The organism is Methylorubrum podarium (assembly GCF_040270385.1).
GTDB classification, from domain to species: Bacteria; Pseudomonadota; Alphaproteobacteria; order Rhizobiales; family Beijerinckiaceae; genus Methylobacterium; species Methylobacterium podarium.
On the sequence record NZ_JBELQE010000110.1, the window covers coordinates 1 to 18,590 of the forward strand.

Sequence of the window (18,590 nt, forward strand, 5' to 3'; positions counted from 1 at the left end):
TGGGGAGGGGTTCGGGGTGGGGGTGGTGCAGAAGGCACCGCACCGCCTCATCCTGAACCACCCCCACCTCCTGCCTCCTCCCCACAAGGGGGAGGAGAGGGGCGATGCCAGAGGTGATCAACCGGGAACCGTGTGATGCCCTTTCCGCTCGATTCCTGCGGTCCTCGCTCTGGCATCGCTGGGCAGAACCCGAACCGATCGACCGGAGACCGGATCAGACCGGCCCCGCTGCGGCGTCGCCCTGCAGGTAGGCGGCGAGATTGCGCCGGATGCGCTCGAGCGGCACCTCGGCCGGATCGGGCAGGACGAAGCTCTCCTGCGTGATCGTCTCGTAGGCGCGGATGTAGACCGCCGCGGCCCCGAGCACGACCTCGGGCGGGATCTCCGGGATCGGATCGCGGTAGGGGTCGCAGCGCGCCACGACCCAGTTGCGGACGTAGTCCTTGTCGAAGCTCTCCGGCGCCGTCCCGGCCGCGAGCCGCTCGGGGTAGCTTTCCGCGAACCAGTAGCGGCTGCTGTCCGGCGTATGGATTTCGTCGGCGAGCACGATCCGCCCGTCGGGGTCGGTCCCGAACTCGTACTTGGTGTCGGCGAGGATGAGGCCGCGCTCGGCGGCGAGCGTCTGGCCGCGGGCGAAGAGTGCCAGCGCCGCCTCGGAGACGGTCCGCCACTGCCCGGCCGTCAGCAGACCCTGTTCCAGGATCGCCGCCTCGCTGAGCGGTTCGTCGTGTCCCCCGGCCGCCGCCTTCGTCGTCGGCGTGATGATCGCCTCCGCCAATCGCTCGTTCGGGCGCAGGCCGTCGGGCAGCTGGTGGCCGTACATCGCGCGGTCCCCGCGCTGGTAGCGGGTCAGGATCGAGGTGGAGGTGGTGCCCGCAAGGTAGCCCCGCACCACGATCTCGACCGGCAGGATGTCGAGGCGGCGCCCGACGACGACGTTCGGGTCGGGATAGGCGAGCACGTGGTTCGGACAGATGTCGGCGGTCCGCTCGAACCAGTAGCGCGCGGTCTGCGTCAGCACCTGCCCCTTGAAGGGGATGGCCGCGAGCGGGCGATCGAAGGCGCTGATCCGGTCGGTGGTGATGAGGATCCGGCGGCCGTCCGCCAGATCGTAGTTGTCGCGAACCTTGCCCCGATAGCGCTCGGGCAGGCCCGCGATCTCCGCCTCGTCCAGAACGTGATGCGCGTACCGCGCGAGAGGGCCGATATCCTTCATTCGTCTCACCCGCTCGTTTCAGGCAGGAAGGTCAAGCACGCCTCGTAGCAGGGAAGTGCCCGATCCGCCTCTCTCGATCGTGCGTGCGGCCGCGCGCCCTGTGCCCGCGGCCCCCGACGACGGTTCAGGCCCCGGCCCTCCTCAAGACGAGGCTGAGATTGTTGGCCGGCATGGCGATCTGCCGGTCGAGGCGCAGGCCGTGCTCGGCCGCGACGGCGAGGACCGCGTCGCGGTCGCGAACGCCCCAGTCCGGATCGCGGGCCCGCAAGCCGTCGTCGAACTGCGCGTTGCTCGCCGAGATGTGCGCGCCGCCGATCCGGAACGGGCCGTAGAGGATGAGCAGGCCGCGATCCGGGAGCAGGCGGCCGGCGCCCGCCATCAGGCCCTCGGTCGCCGCCCAGGGCGCGATGTGGATCATGTTGATGCACAGGATCGCATCCGCCCGGGTCACCGGCCACGCCCGCGCGCGCGCATCGAGTGCGACCGGCGCGAGGAGGTTCGGCAGGCCGGCGGCGCGGGCATGGGCGGCGATGCTGCCGAGCGCTCTGGAGTCCGGATCGCTCGGCTGCCAGCGCAGGTCCGGCAGGGCGGCGGCGAAGCGCACCGCGTGCTCGCCCGACCCGCTCGCCACCTCCAGGACGTGACCGCCGCGCGGAACGAAGTCGCGCAGGACATCGCGCAGAACCTCGAGGATGGCCGCCCCGTTGCGCGCCGCGGCCGGTGCGAACAGGGCCTCGTCGGTGGCGCTCTCGCCGCTCACGCTGCATCTCCCGCAAGTCCTGCCCGGCCGGCGGCGCGACAGGGCGATCCGTCCGTGCGCCTCCCTCTCGCCCCAATCAAGCCCTGTCTGGCCCGACCGAAATCCGGCAGCCTGCGCCCTCGCCCTCCGTCCCCGGGCCCGGGCCCGGGCCTCGGCGGCACGTCCGTTCCTCAGCCAAGGCCCCCGTCTTGAACGCACCCCATCGCGCCGGCACAGCGCCGCGCCTCAGCCCGGACGAGATCCGCTCGATCATCGTCGGCCTCGTCGCCGCGATGCTGCTCGCGGCCCTCGACCAGACCATCGTGGCGACCGCCATGCCGACGATCGGGCTCGACCTCGGCGATGCCGCGAACCTGCCCTGGATCGTCACGGCCTATCTCCTCGCCTCCACCGCCGTGACGCCGCTCTACGGCAAGCTCTCCGACATCCACGGCCGGCGGATCATGCTGCTGATCGCGATCGCGACCTTCAGCATCGGCTCGATCCTCTGCGCGCTGGCCCCGACGATGATCGCCCTGGCGCTCGCCCGCGGCCTCCAGGGCATCGGCGGGGGCGGCCTGATCGCCCTGTCGCAGACCATCCTGGCCGACATCCTCTCGGCCAAGGAGCGGGCGCGCTATCAGGTCTACATCGCGGGCGTGTTCGCCCTGTCCTCGGTGGCCGGGCCGCTGCTCGGCGGCTTCTTCGCCCAGCACCTGCACTGGTCGGCGATCTTCTGGATCAACCTGCCGATCGGGCTCCTCGCCTTCATCCTCACCAACGACAAGCTCAAGCTCCTGCCGCGCAACGAGCGGCGGCACAGCGTCGATTATCCGGGCGCGGCCCTCCTCGTCGTGAGTTCGACCAGCCTGATGCTGGCTCTGAGCTGGGGCGGCGTGCGCTACCCTTGGAGCTCGGCCCCGGTGCTCGGGCTCGCCGCCTTCGGCCTCCTCAGCGGCGCGGGTTTCGCCGCCCGCCTCGCGACCGCGGGCGAGCCGCTGATCCCCCTGAGCGTGCTGCGCGACCGCGTCGTCACCAGCGCGACGCTCGCCGCCTGCTTCGCCATGGGCACCCTGATCGGGCTCAGCATCTACGTCCCGATCTTCCTCGAGGGCGTCATCGGGCTCGATCCCAGCCGCTCGGGCCTCGCGATGGTGCCGCTGATGGTCGGGACGGTGGTGGGCGCCACCCTCTCGGGCCGGTCGATGGCCTATCTCCGGCACTACAAGCGCGTGCCGCTGGTGCTGCTGACGCTGAGCGTCGGCGCCTGCGGGCTGCTCGCCGCCATGGGTCACGGGCTTCCGCTCTGGCTCATCGAGATCCTGTTCGTGCTGCTCTCGATGGGCATCGGCACGGTGCTGCCGCTCTCGACCATCGTGGTCCAGAACGCGGTCGCGCCGCAGCAGCTCGGCATCGCCACCGCCTCGATGAACTTCTTCCGCTCGCTCGGCGGCGCCCTGATCGTCGCGATCTTCGGCACCCTCGTGCTCGGCGGCGCGGGCGGGATCGGAGACGGCGCGGCGCACGACATGGCCGCGCTGATCCGGGGAGCCGATGCCGGGCAGCTCGGGCAGACCTTCCGCCTCGTCTTCCTCGCCGCCTGCTTCGGCCTCGTCCTGGCCCTCCTCTGCCTCGCCCTCGTCGAGGAGCGCCCGTTGAAGGATTCCGGCGGCCACGGGCGCGACGAGCCGGATCGGGCCGGGTGATCGGCCGTCGGGCGGCCTCGCCGGACGCCGTTTTCAAAGCGGCGTCCGCGTGCAAAGCTCTCCACACGAGAGTGCACCAGGACGGCTCCCCCGAAGGCGGGCGAGACCGTCCGTGCGGCCGGATCGGGGGAGCGCGATGGCATCGTCCGACATCGACCGGATCCGGGCGCGCCTCGCCGCGCATCCGAGGCCGGCCGACCTCGCCGCACGGCGGGCGCGGATCGACGGGCTCGGGGCCGGCTACCCGCTGCCGCCGGACGTGGCCGTCGAGCCGGTCGATGCCGGCGGCGTGCCCGCGGAGTGGACCAGCACGCCCGCGGCGGGCGGCGGCCGCGTCGTGCTGTTCCTGCACGGAGGCGGCTACGTCTCCGGCTCTCTGACGAGCCATCGCCACATGGTCGCGCAGGCCGGGCGCGAGGCCGGGGCGCGCACCCTCGCGCTCGACTACCGGCTCGCGCCCGAGCACCCGTTCCCGGCCGCCCTCGAGGATGCCCTGGCCGGATACCGGTTTCTCCTCGCTTCAGGGATCGCACCGGCACGGATCGCGCTCGCGGGGGAAAGCGCGGGCGGCGGTCTCGCGCTCGCCACAACCCTGTCGCTGCGGGAGGCGGGCCTGCCGCTTCCGGGCTGCCTCTGGCTCAGCTCACCCTGGACCGATCTCGCCCTGACCGGTGCCAGCCTGGAGACCAAGGCCGCCGTCGATCCGCTGCTCAGCCGGGCCTACCTCGCGGAACTGGCAGGCCTCTACCTCGACGGCGCCGATGCGCGCGGTCCGCTCGTCTCGCCGATCCACGCCGACCTGACGGGGCTGCCGCCGATGCTGATCCAGGTGGGCTCGGCCGAAACGCTTCTCGACGACGCGGTCCGGCTCGCCGCGGCCGCGGGAGCGGCGGACGTCTCCGTGCAGCTCACGATCTGGCCGCACATGATCCATGCCTGGCATCTCTTCTACCAGGAGGTGGCCGATGGACGGCGCTCGCTGGCGCAGGCCGGCGCCTTCATCAGAGCCCATCTCGACGGCGCCTGAGGCGGCTATCCCCCCTGCACCTGCCTCTGGTCGCTCTCCAATTGCCGCAGCAACTCCGCCAGGCGCGGGTCGAGCACCTCGTCGAGCACCGGCTCGTACATCGCTTCCAGCTGTCGCCCGAGCCGCAGCCGCGTGCGGGCGTCGAGGATCGGGCCGTGCTCGACCGCGGGCGCCGACGACGGGATCGCATCAGGTTTGGCGTTCATGGGAAACCGATGCTCGACATGGTCGGGAGACGATCGCGGGAAGCCTTGCCATCAACCGAACCCGCCCGCTCCGCGTTCCGGCCCGGCGACGGCATTCGGTCCGCAATGCGAGCAGACAGGGGATCGACCGGATCGGCGCAGGACGGAGGAGGAGGCACCAGCGAGCATCGGCGCAACCGACGGCACGGTCAGGCACAAGGACCGATCCCGCACCGAGTCCCGTCGACGGACCGTCGGTTCAGGTCGGCGTTCACGGGCCGGCATGCTCCTGCGCTTCCTCGCCCGCGGGCTTGCCGTCGTCTCGGGCGCGGTGGAGCACGAAGATCGCGAACACCATCGTCAGGATCAGGCCGGCCAGAACCCCGAGTTCGATCATCGATGCCTGGAACAGCGCCTGCTTCTCCGGGGACCAATCCTTGGCGTGGGTGATCTCCGAGGATTGCAGGGTGATCACCAGGACCCGCCGGATCGAGGCGATGAGCCCGACGATCAGGAACGGCTCGCAGGTCAGCTTGCCCGAGCGCATCGACACCCGCACCGTGTGCAGGATCTCGATGAGCATCAGCAGGAACAGCAGCCGGTCCACCACCTCCAGGATCTGGTCGGCGCCTCCCAGGGTGCGGAACGCCTCCCAGGTCAGCCCGGCGGCATCGATCAGCGCGACGAGGGCTGTCAGGGCGAGCAGCGCGCCGAGGGCCGCGTAGATCGCGTGCTCGGTATGGAGGAAGACGAAGCTCGCCGCGCGCGTGAGCCGGCCCTGATCCTCTCTACCGCCGGACATGGCTCACGTCCTCCATGTATTCGGGTGATCAGACACGATCTGCGGTCGAGCGTCCAGCGCGGGAGCACGGGCTCGCCGCACGGCTCAAGCAACGGTGATGGTCTCTCGTCCGGTGCGAGCGCAACGGCGGTCGACGCCGGCTCAGCCGCCGCATACCAGGGACGCCGCCGGTCCGGAAAAATCCCGAACGGTGCATATTCGACAGCGGCGCGTGCATAAAACGCCCAGCGCGCTTGCATGATTTTGCGGTATAATTCAAAGTTCAATCGGCCGTCGGCCCAGGTCTACGCTGCGCCTCCCGAGGTCCGGCAAGGCGTGGTTCTCGCCAACCGTCGGGGCTGCCGGTGCAGCAGGCCGGTCTTCGAGCCAAAAAAACAGACCGCGTGCCGAAAGAGTGCGCCGCAAGAGGAAACGCCATGAGAGTCGCCATGCAGGCCGCGATCGCGGCCCTGTTGTTGTCTGCTGCCTCGGCGCAGGCCTGGGAACCGACGAAGCCGATCGAGATCATCGTTCCCTTCCCGCCCGGCGGATCCTCCGACCAGATGGCGCGCACGATCCAGGGGGCGATTCAGAAGAACAGCCTCGTCAAGCAGCCGATCATCATCGTCAACAAGCCCGCCGCGGCGGGCGGCGAGGCGATGCTCGACATCCAGAAGTCGGCCGGCGACCCGCACAAGCTCATCACCACGTCGAGCGGCATCTACATGACGCCGCTCTCCACCAAGCTTCCGGTGAGCTGGAAGGACTTCACGCCGATCGCGATGATGGCGCAGGACGCCTTCGTGCTCTGGGTCAACAGCGCCAAGCCCTACAAGACCGCCGGCGACTTCATCGAGGCGGCCAAGACCGCGAGCCCGCCGCTCAAGACCGGAGGGAACGGCTCGAAGCGCGAGGATCACCTGATCTCCGTGACGATGGAGCAGGCCACGGGCACCAAGATCACCTACGTGCCCTACCAGGGCGGCGGCCCGGCCTCGGTCCAGCTCGCGGGCGGGCACATCGACGCCAACATGAACAACCCGGCCGAGGAGGTCGCCAACTGGCGCTCCGGCGCGGTGAAGCCGCTCTGCGCCTTCTCCGACAAGCCGATGCAGTACACCCAGAAGGTCACCGCCGACATGGCGTGGTCCGACATCCCGACCTGCCAGTCGCAGGGCATGAACGTCACCTACCAGATGCTGCGCGGCATGTTCATGCCCGGCAAGGTCACGCCGGAGCAGCAGGCCTTCTACGTCGAGCTGTTTAAGAAGGTCACCGAGACCCCGGACTGGAAGGCCTATCTTGAGCGCAACGCGCTGGTGCCCGACTTCCGCTCCGGCCAGAGCTTCGTCGACTTCCTCACGGAGGACGAGCGCAAGCACAAGGAGCTGATGACCAAGGCCGGCTTCATCGCGACGAACTGAGCCCCCTTCCGGCCGCGCCGCCCGCCGCTCCGGCGGAGGGCGGCGCGGCCGAGGCGAAGACCTGTTTGAGAAGTTCCCACCATGACCGAAGCCTCTCCCCCGCTTCCCGAGCGCGGCCTGTCGCGCCGCGCCGTCGAGATCGTCGTGGCGCTGCTGCTGCTCGGCCTCGCCGCGCTGGCCCTGTGGGATTCCTACGAGCGCGGCGCGGGCTGGGACAACGGGCCGGAGAACGGCTTCTTCCCGGCCCGCGTCGCCGCGATCCTCGGCATCGCGGCCATCGCCGCCCTCGTGAGCGCCCTGCGGCGGGAGGACAGCGTCTTCGTCACCTACGGCCAGCTCCGGCTCGTGGCCCAGGTCTTCGTGCCGCTGTTCCTCTACGTGCTGGGGATCGCCTTCCTCGGCATCTACCTGTCCTCGGCCCTGTTCATGGCCCTGTTCATGCTCACGCTCGGCTCCTTCCGCTGGTGGCAGACCGCGCTCGCCGTCGTGCTCGTTCCGTTCGTCACCTTCTGGGTGTTCGAGCAACAGTTCCGGGTTCCGCTGCCGAAGGGACCGATCGAAGCCTTCCTCGGCTACTGACCTGACCGGCCCGCGGCGGAGAGATTTTCATGGACGACCTCAACCAGCTCCTGCTCGGCTTCCAGGTCGCGCTGACGTGGCACAACATCCTGTTCATGGTGGTGGGCGTGCTGCTCGGCATCGTGGTGGGCGTGCTGCCGGGCCTCGGCGGCCCCAACGGCGTCGCGATCCTGCTGCCGCTGACCTTCGGCATGGACCCGACCTCGGCGATCATCCTCCTGTCGTCGATCTACTGGGGCGCGCTGTTCGGCGGCGCGATCACCTCGATCCTGTTCAACATCCCCGGCGAGGCGTGGTCGGTCGCCACCACCTTCGACGGCTACCCGCTGGCGCAGAAGGGCCGGGCCGGCGAGGCCCTGACCGCGGCCTTCACCGCCTCCTTCATCGGCGCGCTCTCGGGCGTGGTGCTCATCACCTTCGTGGCGCCGCTCGTGGCCAAGTTCGCCCTGCGCTTCGGCCCGGCCGAGTTCTTCGGCGTCTTCTTCCTCACCTTCTGCTCGTTCATCGGCATGGGCCGGGAGAACAAGGCCAAGATCGTCGTCTCCCTGGCGCTCGGCTTCCTGCTCGCCGCGGTCGGCCTCGACACCATCTCGGGCGACCTGCGCCTGACCTTCGGCACGCCCGAGCTGATGAAGGGCTTCGACTTCCTCGTCGTGGTGATCGGCCTGTTCGGCGTCTCCGAGATCCTGCTCACCATCGAGGAGGGCCTGCACTTCAAGGGCAAGCGGGCCGCCATGGATCTCGGCGTGGTCCTGCGCACCTGGGCCTCGCTGCCGCGCTACTGGGCGACGCTGATCCGCTCCTCGGTCGTCGGCATGTGGATGGGCGTCACCCCGGGCGGCGCCATTGCGGCCTCGTTCATGGGCTACGGCCTCGCCAAGCGCTTCTCCCGCCAGCCCGAGGAGTTCGGGCGCGGCGACATCGAGGGCGTGCTGGCCCCCGAGACCGCGGCCCACGCCGCCGGCACCTCGGCGCTGCTGCCGATGCTGGCGCTCGGCATCCCCGGCTCGGCCACCGCGGCGGTGCTGCTCGGCGGCCTGATGATCTGGGGCCTGCAACCCGGCCCGCTGCTCTTCGTCGAGAAGAAGGAGTTCGTCTGGGGCCTGATCGCCTCGATGTATCTCGGCAACCTCGCCGGCCTGCTGATCGTGCTCGCGACCGTGCCGGTCTTCGCCGCGATCATGCGCATCCCCTTCGCGCTGGTCGCGCCGATCATCCTCGTCGTCTGCGCCATCGGCGCCTTCACGGTCGAGTCCTCGCGCTTCGACATCTGGCTGATGCTGGTCTTCGGAATCGTCGGCTACGTCTTCAAGAAGCTCGACTACCCGCTCGCGCCCCTGGTGCTCGCCCTCGTCCTCGGCGACCGCGCCGAGGACGCGTTCCGGCAGGCGCTTCTCGGCTCGGGCGGCGACCTGTCCGTCTTCTTCTCGAACGGCCTCGTCTCGACCCTGATGGTCCTCGGCCTGCTGCTCCTGTTCTGGGGGCCGCTCGGCGACCTGCGCAAACGGCTGGCGCGCAAGGCCGGCCTCACCCGGCCCGCCCCGCTCTCGCCCTGAGGCGGGACGGGGTCACCGTCGACGCCGGCGAGCGGACGCCAACGACCGCCGGCGCGACACGTCCGCGACACGTCCGCGACACGTCGAAGAGAAGGGCCGCGTCGTGAGCAGGGCTGCTTGTGTCACACAACAGTCATAAGACGCCTCGTGCAATAAAACCGAGCCCCTAGTCTGCACAGGCCGCGCTCCTGCGGCACGTTCGCTTCACTCTTGCCAAGGTCTATTCTCTTGGGCAGGAAGGGCGGCGTGGTGGAGATCCGGGGGGCGACATGGTCGGACGGATCGAGGCGGAACATGCATTGCCGTCGCGGCGGGAGCCGTCGGCCGACGCGGGATCGGCACCCGATCCGGCTCTCATCCACCGCATCCGTCAGGACATCCGGCTCGACGATCGCGCCTTCCTGACGCGCTACGGCGACGAGGCGCAGCGGGGCGTCGCCGAGTTCGCCGACACGATCCTGCACGCAACCCTCAACAAGGATTCGGGCGCCGTCGGCGACCTGCTCACCGACCTGATCGGCACGGTGAAGCGGCTCGATCCCGCCTCGCTGGAGAAGACCGGTCTGCTTGACCGCTTCTGGGGCGGGGCGAAGGCGCGGCTCCTGCGCTTCAAGGAGCAGTTCTCGACCCTCGGCGCCCAGGTCGAGCGGATCGCCCTCGAGTTGGAGCGCCGCAGCGACGACCTGCGGCGCGACATCGCCATGCTCGACGGGCTGTTCGCCCGCAACCTCGCGCAGATGCGGGAACTCGAAGCCTACATCGCCGCCGGCGAGCAGGTGATCGCGGAGACGCGCCGCGAGCGGTTGCCGGCGCTCGAAGCCCGGGCTCGGGCGGCCGGCACCGAGACGAGCGAGGGCCCGCTCCTCGCGCAGCAGGCCGCCGACCTCGCCCAGAGCGTCGAGCGCCTGGAGCGCAAGGTCCACGATCTGAAGCTCAGCCGCACCATCGCCCTGCAGGCCATGCCGCAGATCCGCCTCGTGCAGAACGGCGACGCGGCCCTCGTCGAGAAGCTCCAGGCCTCGCTGGCCACCACCATCCCGACCTGGAAGAACGGGATGACCATCGCGCTCGCGCTCCATCGCCAGGACGAGGCCCTGCGCCTGCAGCGGGCGGTCTCCGACACCACCAACGCGCTGCTGCGGGCCAATGCCGAGCGGCTGAAGGCGGGGCGCGCCGGCATCGAGCGCGAGGTGCAGCGCGGGGTGGTCGACGTGGAGACGCTGAGCGCGGTCAACCGCGATTTTCTCGAGACCATCGACGCGGTGCTGGCGATCCAGCGCGAGGGCCGGGACAAGCGCCGGGCGGCGGAGGCCGAGCTGCAGCGCATCGAGGCCGAACTGAAGCGCAAGCTGCTGGAGCCCGCGTGAGGCGGCGGCCCGGCTTCGCGGTTCGGCTCGCGGCCGGCTGCCTCGCCGCGCTGGCGGCCTGGGCGCTCGTCGGCTGTTCCGGGCCGCCGGTCGCGGTGACGATCGCCTCCGGCTCGGAGAACCGCACCCTGGAGCCGATCGTCCAGGATTTCTGCCGGGCCCGCGGGGTCACCTGCCGGTTCGACTACCAGGGCTCGCTCGATATCGGCCTCGCCCTCGCGGCCGCGGCGCCCCCGGCCTTCGACATCGTGTGGCCGGCCAACGCCATCTGGATCGATCTGTTCGACCGGAAGAAGCAGGTGCGCGACCTGACGCCGATCGTCCGCTCTCCGGTCATCCTCGGCCTGCGCCGCTCGAAGGCCGAGGCTCTGGGCTGGATCGGCCGGCCCGTCTCCACCGGCGACATCGTCGAGGCGGTGCGGGCCAAGCGCCTGACCTACCTGGCGAGCTCCGCCACGCAGTCGAACTCGGGCGCGGGCGCCTACATCGCGATGCTGTCGGCGGCGCTCGGCCATCCCGACGCGATCACCCGCGCCGATCTCGACCGGCCCGGCGTGCAGGACACCGTCCGCACGCTGCTCGCGGCCACGGTCCGCACGGCGGGCTCCAGCGCGTGGCTCGCCGATCTCTACCTCAAGGGGGTGGAGGGCGGCACCGCCTATGACGGGATGTGGAACTACGAGGCGGTGCTGGCCGAGACCAACGCGGAACTGGCCCGCCGCGGCGCCGAGCCGCTCTACGCGATCTATCCGAGCGACGGCGTCGCCGCGGCCAATTCCCCGCTCGGCTATGTCGAGCGCGGCCAGGGCGAGGCCGCCCGCGCCTTCTTCGCGGCGCTCCAGTCCCATCTCCTCTCGCCGGAGGTCCAGGCGCGCCTGGTGGCGCTCGGGCGCCGCCCGGCCCTCGGCGAGGCGAAGGGCGGCGCCGATCCGAGCTGGAACTACGATCCGGGCCGCCTCGTGCCGCTGATCCGCATGCCCGAGCCCGAGGTGGTGCGCGCCGCGCTCGAGCTCTACCAGGGCGCGCTGCGGCGGCCCTCGCTCACCGCCTACTGCCTCGACTTCTCCGGCAGCATGGGCGGCGCGGGCGAGACGGCCCTGAAGGCGGCGATGCGCTTCATCCTCTCGCACGACGAGGCCGCCCGCGTGCTCGTGCAGAACGGGCGCGACGACCGCATAGTCCTCCTGCCCTTCGACGGGCGCGTGCGCGGCGTGACGCGCGGGAGCGGCGCCCCCGAGGACGCCGCCGCCCTCGTCGCGGCGGTGGACGCCAACACGGCGGGCGGCGGCACGAACATCTACGCCTGCGCCGAGGCCGCCCTCCGGGAGATCCGCGCGACGCCGGAGCGCGAACGCTACCTGCCGGCCGTGGTCCTGATGACCGACGGGCGCAGCGAGAACTACGCCCGTCAGTTCCTCGACGCCTGGCGGGCGGAGGGCGGCGACGTGCCGGTCTTCGGCGTGACCTTCGGCGACGCCGACAAGGGCCAGCTCGACGCGCTCGCCGAGGCGACCCGCGCCCGGGTCTTCGACGGCCGGACCTCGCTCACCGAGGCGTTCCGCGCCGTGCGAGGCTACAATTGAGCGCCGGGCCGCGCTTCCCCGCCGATCCCGGCGGCAGGGCGAGCCTGTGGGCGGGCCTCGCCGGCGGCCTGTTCGCGCCGCTGGCGACCTTCGGCTTCGGCCTGCCGCTCTGGGCCTCGCTGCCCGGGGCCGCCCTGGTCTTTCTCGGCGCCCGCATGGCCCTGGCGCCGCGCGCCCTCTTCGACGGTCTCGATCCCGGCTCGGTCGACGCCGCGACCGTCGCCCTCGCCCGCGACGTGATCGTCGCGGCCCGCGCCGATCTCGACCGGCTGCGCGCGGCCGCTCTCGGCCTGCGGACGCGCGAGGCGGCGCGCCATCTCGAGCACCTGCACGGCATCGTCCGGGGGGTGCTGGAGCGCGTCGAGGGCGATCCGCGCCGGATGTCGCGGGTGCGCCGCCTGCTGACCTACTACCTGCCGGCGGCGGTCCGCCTCGGCGAGGGCCTGCGCGTGCTGGAGGCGGCGCATCGTCCGGACGCGGCGCGGCTGGCCGCGGTGGGCGCGATGATCGCCCGGCTCGACACCGTCTTCGCCCGCCACGCCGACCGGATCGACGGCGTCGCGGTCGAGGGGCTCGACGTCGAACTGACCCTGCTCGCCGACGCCCTGCGGGCCGAGGAGGCCGGCGCGCCGGCCGTTCCGGCGGACCGGGAGGCCGCGCCATGACGCTGACCCGCCGCGGCCTCGGCCTCGGCCTGCTCGCGACCGGCATCGGCGGCACCGCCGGCGTCGCGTGGCTCGGGCCGGAGCGCATCGAGCGCTTCGTGACCGGCGCCGGCCCCGACCCGGTCAGGCTGTGGGGCTTCATCGGCGGGGAGAAGATGGATTTCGTGCGCAATCCCAAGGTGCGCGATCTCCTCTCCCGCCGCCACGGCCTCACCCTCGACGCCCGCCGGGCCGGATCGATCGAGATGGTGAGCGATCCGGCGCTGACCGGCCAGCACCCGCAATGGGTCTGGCCGGCCAATTCGGTGATGACGCAGATGGCCCGCGGCAACGGCCTGCCGGTGCGGCGCGACGAAATCGTCTTCAACTCGCCGCTGGTCCTCTATTCCTGGACGCCGGTCGTCGCCGCCCTGGAGAAGGCCGGCTTCGTCGAGCGGCACGGCGCCGTCCACACCGTCCGGATGGCGGCGCTGATGGACGCGATCCTGCGCGGCCTGTCCTGGCGCGAGCTCGGCGTGCCCGAACTCTACGGCCGCGTCGTCGTCACCACGACCGATCCGGCCCGCTCCAATTCGGGCTTCAGCTTCGCCGCGCTGCTCGCCAACCTGTTCGCGGGGGATGTCGCGACCACCGAGACCCTCGCCCGCGACGGCGAGCGCATCCGCGGCGTGTTCGCCCGCATGGGCTACAAGGAGGCCTCCAGCGGCACCCACTGGAACAGCTACCTGACGGAGGGGATGGGCGGCAAACCGCTGATCGCGGGCTACGAGAGCCAGCTCGTCGAGTTCATCCTCGCCGATCCGGCGCGCTGGGCCGCCCTGAAAGCCGCGCCTGTCCGGCCGGTGCTGCTCTACCCGACGCCGACGGTCGCCTCCGCCCACCCGATCATCAGCCTGACGGCCGAGGCCGACCGCCTCGTCGAGGCCCTGATCGATCCGGACCTTCAGGAACTCGCCTGGAGCGAGCACGGCTTCCGCGGGCGCCTGGGCACGGTCGGCCGCGGCGGCCCGGCCCTCGACGAACTCAGCCCCACCCCCGTCAACCTGATGCCGATGCCGGACGCGCCGACGATGCTCGCCGCCGTCCAGCGCCTCAAGACGCCGAGCTGATACGGCCTTGCGTTGACCCCCTCGGGCACCGCCCCTCTCCTCCCCCTTGTGGGGAGGGGACAGGCCATGCCCTGACCGAAGCGATCAACCGGACACCGTCTGACGCCGCCCTCTAGGAACCGGCCAACCGCTGCAGCAGCTCGATGACGGCCCCGTCCGGCCCCTTGATGAAGACCGTGCGCAACCGGGGATTGACCTCGTTGATCCCGGAGATGATCTCGATCCCGTGTCGCCGCACGTGCTCGTAGGCCTGTTCGATATCCTCGACGCCGAGACCGATATGCTCGATCCCCAGATGCGGCTGCGCCGATGCGGGGGTTGTTCCCTCGGGCGCCTGCTCGATGAAGACGGTGAGGCCGCCGAGCTCGATCGTCACGCGGCTGACGACCGGTGAGCCGTCGCGGCGGATTTCGCGGGCCCCGAACAGATCGACGTAAAACCGCGCGGCGGCGACGGCGTCGCGGCTGCGCAGATGGACGTGATCGCAACGGACGTGCATGGGCGAAGGTGTCCTTTCGGGTCGGTGGCGCGTCCGCCTCCAGCGCAGGGTCGAGCGCGCGCCGCAACCGGTATGCTCGGCGAGCCCTCGGCGTTCCAGCTCCCGGCAGGCGGCCAAGGCCACGGTGTTCCGATTGGTGCTCGGTATACCGGCCCGGATCTTGACTACCGACGTGCTCATGAACTCGTCGGTCAGGGCGTCGAGGACGGCCTGCACGTCGATGTCGAGCCGGGCTCTCTCGGATCGATCGGGGCGGTGCGCGACGCCCCCCTGTGTCGCCGCCGGACCAGCCGGGCGGCGCCCGATCCCGATCGTCCTACTCGGCCAGTTCACGCATGACATGGATGAGGTCCGACTTGCCCTCGAAGCCGATGCCGGGCAGCTCGGGCATGACGATGTGGCCGTCCTCGACCCTCACCCCGTCCGGGAAGCCGCCGTAGGGCTGGAACAGGTCCGGGTAGCTCTCGTTGCCGCCGAGCCCGAGGCCGGCCGCGATGTTGAGCGACATCTGGTGCCCGCCATGCGGGATGCAGCGGGAGGGCGACCAGCCGAACTGGTGCAGCACGTCGAGGGTGCGCAGGTACTCGACCAGGCCGTAGGACAGCGCGCAGTCGAACTGCAGCCAGTCCCGATCCGGGCGCATGCCGCCGTAGCGCAGGAGGTTCCGGGCGTCCTGGTGCGAGAACAGGTTCTCACCGGTGGCCATCGGGCCGGGATAGTACTCGGAGAGCGCCGCCTGCAGGGCGTAGTCGAGCGGGTCGCCGACCTCCTCGTACCAGAACAGCGGGTACTGACGCAGCATCTTGGCGTAGGCGATGCCCTGCTCGAGGTTGAACCGGCCGTTGACGTCGACGGCGAGCTGCGCCTGGGAGCCGATCTCCGCCAGCACCGCCTCGATGCGGCGCTGGTCCTCCGCGATCGGCACGCCGCCGATCTTCATCTTCACCACGGTGTAGCCGCGGTCGAGGTAGCCGCGCATCTCGGCGCGCAGCTGGGTGTCGTCCTTGCCCGGGTAGTAGTAGCCGCCGGCCGCGTAGACGAACACGCGCGGGTTGGCCTCGACGCCCTTCTGCTCGGCGAGCAGGCGGAACAGCGGCTTGCCGGCGATCTTGGCGGTGGCGTCCCAGATCGCCATGTCGAGGGTGCCGACCGCCACCGAGCGCTCGCCGTGCCCGCCGGGCTTCTCGTTGGTCATCATGGCGGCCCACAGCTTGTGCGGGTCGAGGTTGTCGCCGGCCTCGTTGAGGACGCTCTTCGGATCGGCCTCCAGGATGCGGTTCCGGAAGCGCTCGCGGATCAGGCCGCCCTGGCCGTAGCGGCCGTTCGAGTTGAAACCGTAGCCGACGACCCGGCGGCCGTCGCGCTCGACATCGGTGACCACGGCGACGAGGCTCGCGGTCATCTTCGAGAAGTCGATATAGGCGTTGCGGATGGGGGACGCGATCGGCTTGGTGACCTCGCGGACGTCGACGATACGCACGGTGGCTCTCCTTGGCGTGTGATGGGTGTCGGAGCGGATTGGATCGGCCGCGAGGGGGCCGGCAGGCTCCGTGCGCTCAGTGCACGGCAGCCACGGGACGGGGCACGGCATGGCCGGCTTCCGTGCGCGGGATGACGGCCTCGGCGGCGACCGCCGCCCGGTTGCGGTAGGCCTCCTCGGCCTTGGCGCGATCGAAGGCGCCCTCCCACTTCGCGACGGCGATGGTGGCGACCGCGTTGCCGATCAGGTTCGTCACCGCCCGCGCCTCGTTCATGAAGCGGTCGACGCCGAGCAGCAGCACGAGGCCCGCGACCGGGACGGTGTGGATGCTCGACAGGGTCGCGGCAAGGGTGACGAAGCCGGCACCGGCGACCCCGGCCGATCCCTTGGAGGTCAGCAGCAGGACGCCGAGCACGACGAGCTGGTCGCCGAGGCCGAGCGGCGTGTTGGTGGCCTGGGCGACGAAGATGGACGCCATGGTGAGATAGATGCAGGTGCCGTCCGCGTTGAAGGTGTAGCCCGTCGGCAGGACGAGGCCGACGACGGACTTCTCGCAGCCCAGGCGTTCCAGCTTCGCCATCATGCGCGGCATGACGGCCTCGGTGGAGCAGGTCCCGAAGGTGATCAGGATCTCGTCCTTGAAGTAGCTGAGCACCTTGGGAAGAGAGAAGCCGCTCCAGGCGCAGACGGAGCCGAGCACGAGCACGACGAACAGGATCGAGGTCGCGTAGACGCCGAGCATGAGGTAGGCGAGCGACCAGACCGTGCCGAGGCCGTACTTGCCGATGGTGAAGGCGACGCCGGCTCCGGCACCGACGGGGGCGAGCCGCATCACCATCGCGACGATGCGGAACAGCGCGTCGAGCAGGCTGTCGATGACCACGACCACCGGCCGGCCGCGCTCGCCCGCCTGGACCAAAGCGAGGCCGAGCAGCACCGAGATCAGGATGATCTGCAGCATGGCGCCCTTGGTGAAGGCCTCCGCCATCGTCGAGGGGATGATGTCCATCAGGAAGCCGACGATGCCGGGCTGCGCCTCGGCCCGCTTGGCGTAGCCGGCGATGGCGCTGCCGTCGATCTGCGTGGCGTCGATGTTCATGCCGACGCCCGGCTGCATGACGTTGACGACGACGAGGCCGATGACGAGGGCGAGCGTCGAGACGACCTCGAAGTAGATCAGCGCCCGCACGCCGATGCGTCCGACCTCCTTCATGTTGCCCATCTTGGCGATGCCGACCACGATGGTGCCGAAGATGACCGGCGCCAGCAGCATCTTGATCAGCTTGATGAAGCCATCCGCCAGGGGCTGCAACGTGACGCCGATATGAGGCAGGAAGTAGCCGACCAATCCGCCGATGATGATGGCAATGAAGACTTGGACGTAAAGCCGCCTGAGCCAGTCTTTCACGGCTGAATACCTCCCGGTGCTCGTGCCCAATTTCAGAGGGCACACGGCTCCTCGAACGGGAGCTTGCCGGCAGCATAGGTCTGGACCTGCCCCGGCAGCCAATGCCATGTTCGGTTCACGCTATGCACAAACGGCATCGCCATGGATCTCGACTGGCTCAGGGACTTTCTGGCGCTGGCGGAGCTGAGGACGTTCTCCCGGGCGGCGGAGGCCCGGAACGTGAGCCAGCCCGCCTTCAGCCGCCGCATCCGCGCCCTGGAGGACTGGGTCGGCACCCCTCTGTTCGTGCGGGGTACTCAAGGGACGACGCTGACGCCGGCCGGCGCTCATTTTCGGCCCGCCGCGGATGACCTGACTCACGGCCTGGAGCGTGCCCGTCGCGAAGCCCGCGCGATCGGCGACCGGAACACGGTGGCCCTCTCCGTCGCGGCGACGCACGCGCTCTCGTTCACGTTCTTCCCGGCCTGGATCCGCGGCCTGATGCAGCTTCAGGCGCTCGGCACGCTGAACCTCGTCTCGGACAGCATGGAGGCCTGCGAGGCCATCATGCTGTCCGGGGAGGTGCATTTCTTGATCTGCCACGTCCATCCCAACGCGCCGACGCGCTTCGAGACCGACCGCTTTCCGAGCGTTCCCATCGGTGACGATGTCCTCGTTCCGCTCTGCGCGCCCGGCGCCGACGGCCGGCCGATTTGGTCGCTGCCGGGATCGGAGGACGCGCCCGTTCCCTACCTCGCCTATAGCCAAGCCTCGGGGCTCGGCCGCATCCTGGCGGCCTGCCAGGACCTGAAACGCACCTCCATGGCGACGGCGCTCACGTCGCATCTTGCCGCCACGCTCATGACGATGGCGCGGGATGGTCATGGCGTCGCTTGGCTGCCGCGGACGGTCGCGGCGGACGACCAGGCGCGCGGCAGCCTCGTGCGAGCGGGGCCAGAGCAATTCGACGTCCCGATCGAGATCCGGCTCTTCCGCTCCCCGGAGTGCCGCAACGATGCGGCCGACGAGCTCTGGGACGGGCTCGTATCCAGATCGGCACAGACGCGCCCGAAATCCGCTTCGGAGCGGGCCGCCTGTTGAGTCCGCGGGCTCCTCGCCGAATGCGGCCCGTCAGCCTCGGGACTTGGGTGTCCCGTGGCTCGCCTTCGGCTGGCCCTGAATCGGCCAGCCGACGACAGGGCGCGCGAACCGGTCGATGACGGCCGCGGCGGAGAGTCGGCCTTCGGCCGTCCGGATCGCTGCCGCCGGTCCGATCATCTGAAAGGC

The 18,590-nt window shown here is 70.5% G+C and carries 17 protein-coding genes; 10 read left to right on the forward strand and 7 right to left on the reverse strand.

What is annotated here, in order from left to right:
* Nucleotides 1-214 precede the first annotated feature (214 nt).
* Nucleotides 215-1,216: a phosphoribosylaminoimidazolesuccinocarboxamide synthase gene (locus ABS772_RS21190; protein WP_350396733.1), complete on the reverse strand. Its 1,002-nt coding sequence runs from the start codon at nucleotides 1,214-1,216 to the stop codon at nucleotides 215-217.
* Nucleotides 1,217-1,340: 124 nt separating this feature from the next.
* Nucleotides 1,341-1,976 (reverse strand): DUF938 domain-containing protein, encoded by a 636-nt coding sequence (locus ABS772_RS21195; protein ID WP_350396734.1) that lies wholly within the window; start codon nucleotides 1,974-1,976, stop codon nucleotides 1,341-1,343.
* 188 nt (nucleotides 1,977-2,164) lie between these two features.
* On the opposite strand from ABS772_RS21195, the gene ABS772_RS21200 reads away from it, so the two are divergent.
* Nucleotides 2,165-3,661 (forward strand): MDR family MFS transporter, encoded by a 1,497-nt coding sequence (locus ABS772_RS21200; RefSeq protein WP_350396735.1) that lies wholly within the window; start codon nucleotides 2,165-2,167, stop codon nucleotides 3,659-3,661.
* A 136-nt stretch (nucleotides 3,662-3,797) separates the two neighbouring features.
* A complete protein-coding gene (locus ABS772_RS21205; RefSeq protein WP_350396736.1) occupies nucleotides 3,798-4,688 on the forward strand; it encodes an alpha/beta hydrolase in 891 nt (296 codons plus the stop codon).
* A gap of 5 nt (nucleotides 4,689-4,693) precedes the next feature.
* Here ABS772_RS21205 and ABS772_RS21210 read toward each other — a convergent pair whose 3' ends face one another.
* Nucleotides 4,694-4,894, reverse strand: coding sequence for a hypothetical protein (locus ABS772_RS21210; RefSeq protein ID WP_238258044.1), 201 nt, complete (start codon nucleotides 4,892-4,894; stop codon nucleotides 4,694-4,696).
* Nucleotides 4,895-5,144: 250 nt separating this feature from the next.
* A complete protein-coding gene (locus ABS772_RS21215) occupies nucleotides 5,145-5,675 on the reverse strand; it encodes a phosphate-starvation-inducible PsiE family protein (RefSeq protein ID WP_350396737.1) in 531 nt (176 codons plus the stop codon).
* Between the two features lie 428 nt (nucleotides 5,676-6,103).
* Here ABS772_RS21215 and ABS772_RS21220 point away from each other — a divergent pair, with 428 nt between their 5' ends.
* The 7 genes from ABS772_RS21220 (at nucleotide 6,104) to ABS772_RS21250 (ending at nucleotide 13,937) form a co-directional block, all read left to right on the forward strand.
* Entirely contained in the window at nucleotides 6,104-7,078 is a 975-nt protein-coding gene (locus ABS772_RS21220) for a Bug family tripartite tricarboxylate transporter substrate binding protein (protein ID WP_373875215.1), read from the forward strand.
* 81 nt (nucleotides 7,079-7,159) lie between these two features.
* Complete coding sequence (locus ABS772_RS21225; RefSeq protein ID WP_238258048.1) at nucleotides 7,160-7,657, forward strand: tripartite tricarboxylate transporter TctB family protein; 498 nt, start codon at nucleotides 7,160-7,162, stop codon at nucleotides 7,655-7,657.
* A gap of 29 nt (nucleotides 7,658-7,686) precedes the next feature.
* A complete protein-coding gene (locus ABS772_RS21230) occupies nucleotides 7,687-9,213 on the forward strand; it encodes a tripartite tricarboxylate transporter permease (RefSeq protein ID WP_350396738.1) in 1,527 nt (508 codons plus the stop codon).
* Nucleotides 9,214-9,482: 269 nt separating this feature from the next.
* The gene (locus ABS772_RS21235; RefSeq protein WP_350396740.1) at nucleotides 9,483-10,580 is read left to right on the forward strand and encodes a toxic anion resistance protein; all 1,098 of its coding nucleotides are present in this window, start codon (nucleotides 9,483-9,485) and stop codon (nucleotides 10,578-10,580) included.
* The gene (locus tag ABS772_RS21240; RefSeq protein WP_350396741.1) at nucleotides 10,577-12,163 is read left to right on the forward strand and encodes a vWA domain-containing protein; all 1,587 of its coding nucleotides are present in this window, start codon (nucleotides 10,577-10,579) and stop codon (nucleotides 12,161-12,163) included. Before ABS772_RS21235 ends, ABS772_RS21240 begins: the two co-directional genes overlap by 4 nt.
* Nucleotides 12,160-12,828: a 5-bromo-4-chloroindolyl phosphate hydrolysis family protein gene (locus ABS772_RS21245; protein WP_350396742.1), complete on the forward strand. Its 669-nt coding sequence runs from the start codon at nucleotides 12,160-12,162 to the stop codon at nucleotides 12,826-12,828. Before ABS772_RS21240 ends, ABS772_RS21245 begins: the two co-directional genes overlap by 4 nt.
* The gene (locus ABS772_RS21250; protein ID WP_350396743.1) at nucleotides 12,825-13,937 is read left to right on the forward strand and encodes a hypothetical protein; all 1,113 of its coding nucleotides are present in this window, start codon (nucleotides 12,825-12,827) and stop codon (nucleotides 13,935-13,937) included. The genes ABS772_RS21245 and ABS772_RS21250 overlap by 4 nt, the downstream gene beginning before the upstream one ends.
* Before the next feature lie 112 nt (nucleotides 13,938-14,049).
* On the opposite strand, the gene ABS772_RS21255 is transcribed toward ABS772_RS21250, so the two are convergent.
* The 3 genes from ABS772_RS21255 to dctA form a co-directional block, all read right to left on the reverse strand.
* Entirely contained in the window at nucleotides 14,050-14,652 is a 603-nt protein-coding gene (locus tag ABS772_RS21255; RefSeq protein WP_350396744.1) for a VOC family protein, read from the reverse strand.
* Nucleotides 14,653-14,752: 100 nt separating this feature from the next.
* Nucleotides 14,753-15,916 (reverse strand): mandelate racemase/muconate lactonizing enzyme family protein, encoded by a 1,164-nt coding sequence (locus ABS772_RS21260; RefSeq protein WP_350396745.1) that lies wholly within the window; start codon nucleotides 15,914-15,916, stop codon nucleotides 14,753-14,755.
* 76 nt (nucleotides 15,917-15,992) lie between these two features.
* Nucleotides 15,993-17,324: a C4-dicarboxylate transporter DctA gene (gene dctA, locus ABS772_RS21265; protein ID WP_350396746.1), complete on the reverse strand. Its 1,332-nt coding sequence runs from the start codon at nucleotides 17,322-17,324 to the stop codon at nucleotides 15,993-15,995.
* A 141-nt stretch (nucleotides 17,325-17,465) separates the two neighbouring features.
* On the opposite strand from dctA, the gene ABS772_RS21270 reads away from it, so the two are divergent.
* Nucleotides 17,466-18,404, forward strand: coding sequence for a LysR family transcriptional regulator (locus tag ABS772_RS21270; RefSeq protein ID WP_350396747.1), 939 nt, complete (start codon nucleotides 17,466-17,468; stop codon nucleotides 18,402-18,404).
* Nucleotides 18,405-18,590: the final 186 nt, after the last annotated feature.

What these genes read in the sequence shown, in the direction of transcription:
- ABS772_RS21190 (WP_350396733.1), bottom strand. Translation starts at nt 1,216, where the DNA reads ATGAAGGATATCGGCCCTCTCGCGCGGTACGCGCATCACGTTCTGGAC.
- ABS772_RS21205 (WP_350396736.1), top strand. Translation starts at nt 3,798, where the DNA reads ATGGCATCGTCCGACATCGACCGGATCCGGGCGCGCCTCGCCGCGCAT.
- ABS772_RS21210 (WP_238258044.1), bottom strand. Translation starts at nt 4,894, where the DNA reads ATGAACGCCAAACCTGATGCGATCCCGTCGTCGGCGCCCGCGGTCGAG.
- ABS772_RS21215 (WP_350396737.1), bottom strand. Translation starts at nt 5,675, where the DNA reads ATGTCCGGCGGTAGAGAGGATCAGGGCCGGCTCACGCGCGCGGCGAGC.
- ABS772_RS21220 (WP_373875215.1), top strand. Translation starts at nt 6,104, where the DNA reads ATGCAGGCCGCGATCGCGGCCCTGTTGTTGTCTGCTGCCTCGGCGCAG.
- ABS772_RS21225 (WP_238258048.1), top strand. Translation starts at nt 7,160, where the DNA reads ATGACCGAAGCCTCTCCCCCGCTTCCCGAGCGCGGCCTGTCGCGCCGC.
- ABS772_RS21230 (WP_350396738.1), top strand. Translation starts at nt 7,687, where the DNA reads ATGGACGACCTCAACCAGCTCCTGCTCGGCTTCCAGGTCGCGCTGACG.
- ABS772_RS21235 (WP_350396740.1), top strand. Translation starts at nt 9,483, where the DNA reads ATGGTCGGACGGATCGAGGCGGAACATGCATTGCCGTCGCGGCGGGAG.
- ABS772_RS21250 (WP_350396743.1), top strand. Translation starts at nt 12,825, where the DNA reads ATGACGCTGACCCGCCGCGGCCTCGGCCTCGGCCTGCTCGCGACCGGC.
- ABS772_RS21270 (WP_350396747.1), top strand. Translation starts at nt 17,466, where the DNA reads ATGGATCTCGACTGGCTCAGGGACTTTCTGGCGCTGGCGGAGCTGAGG.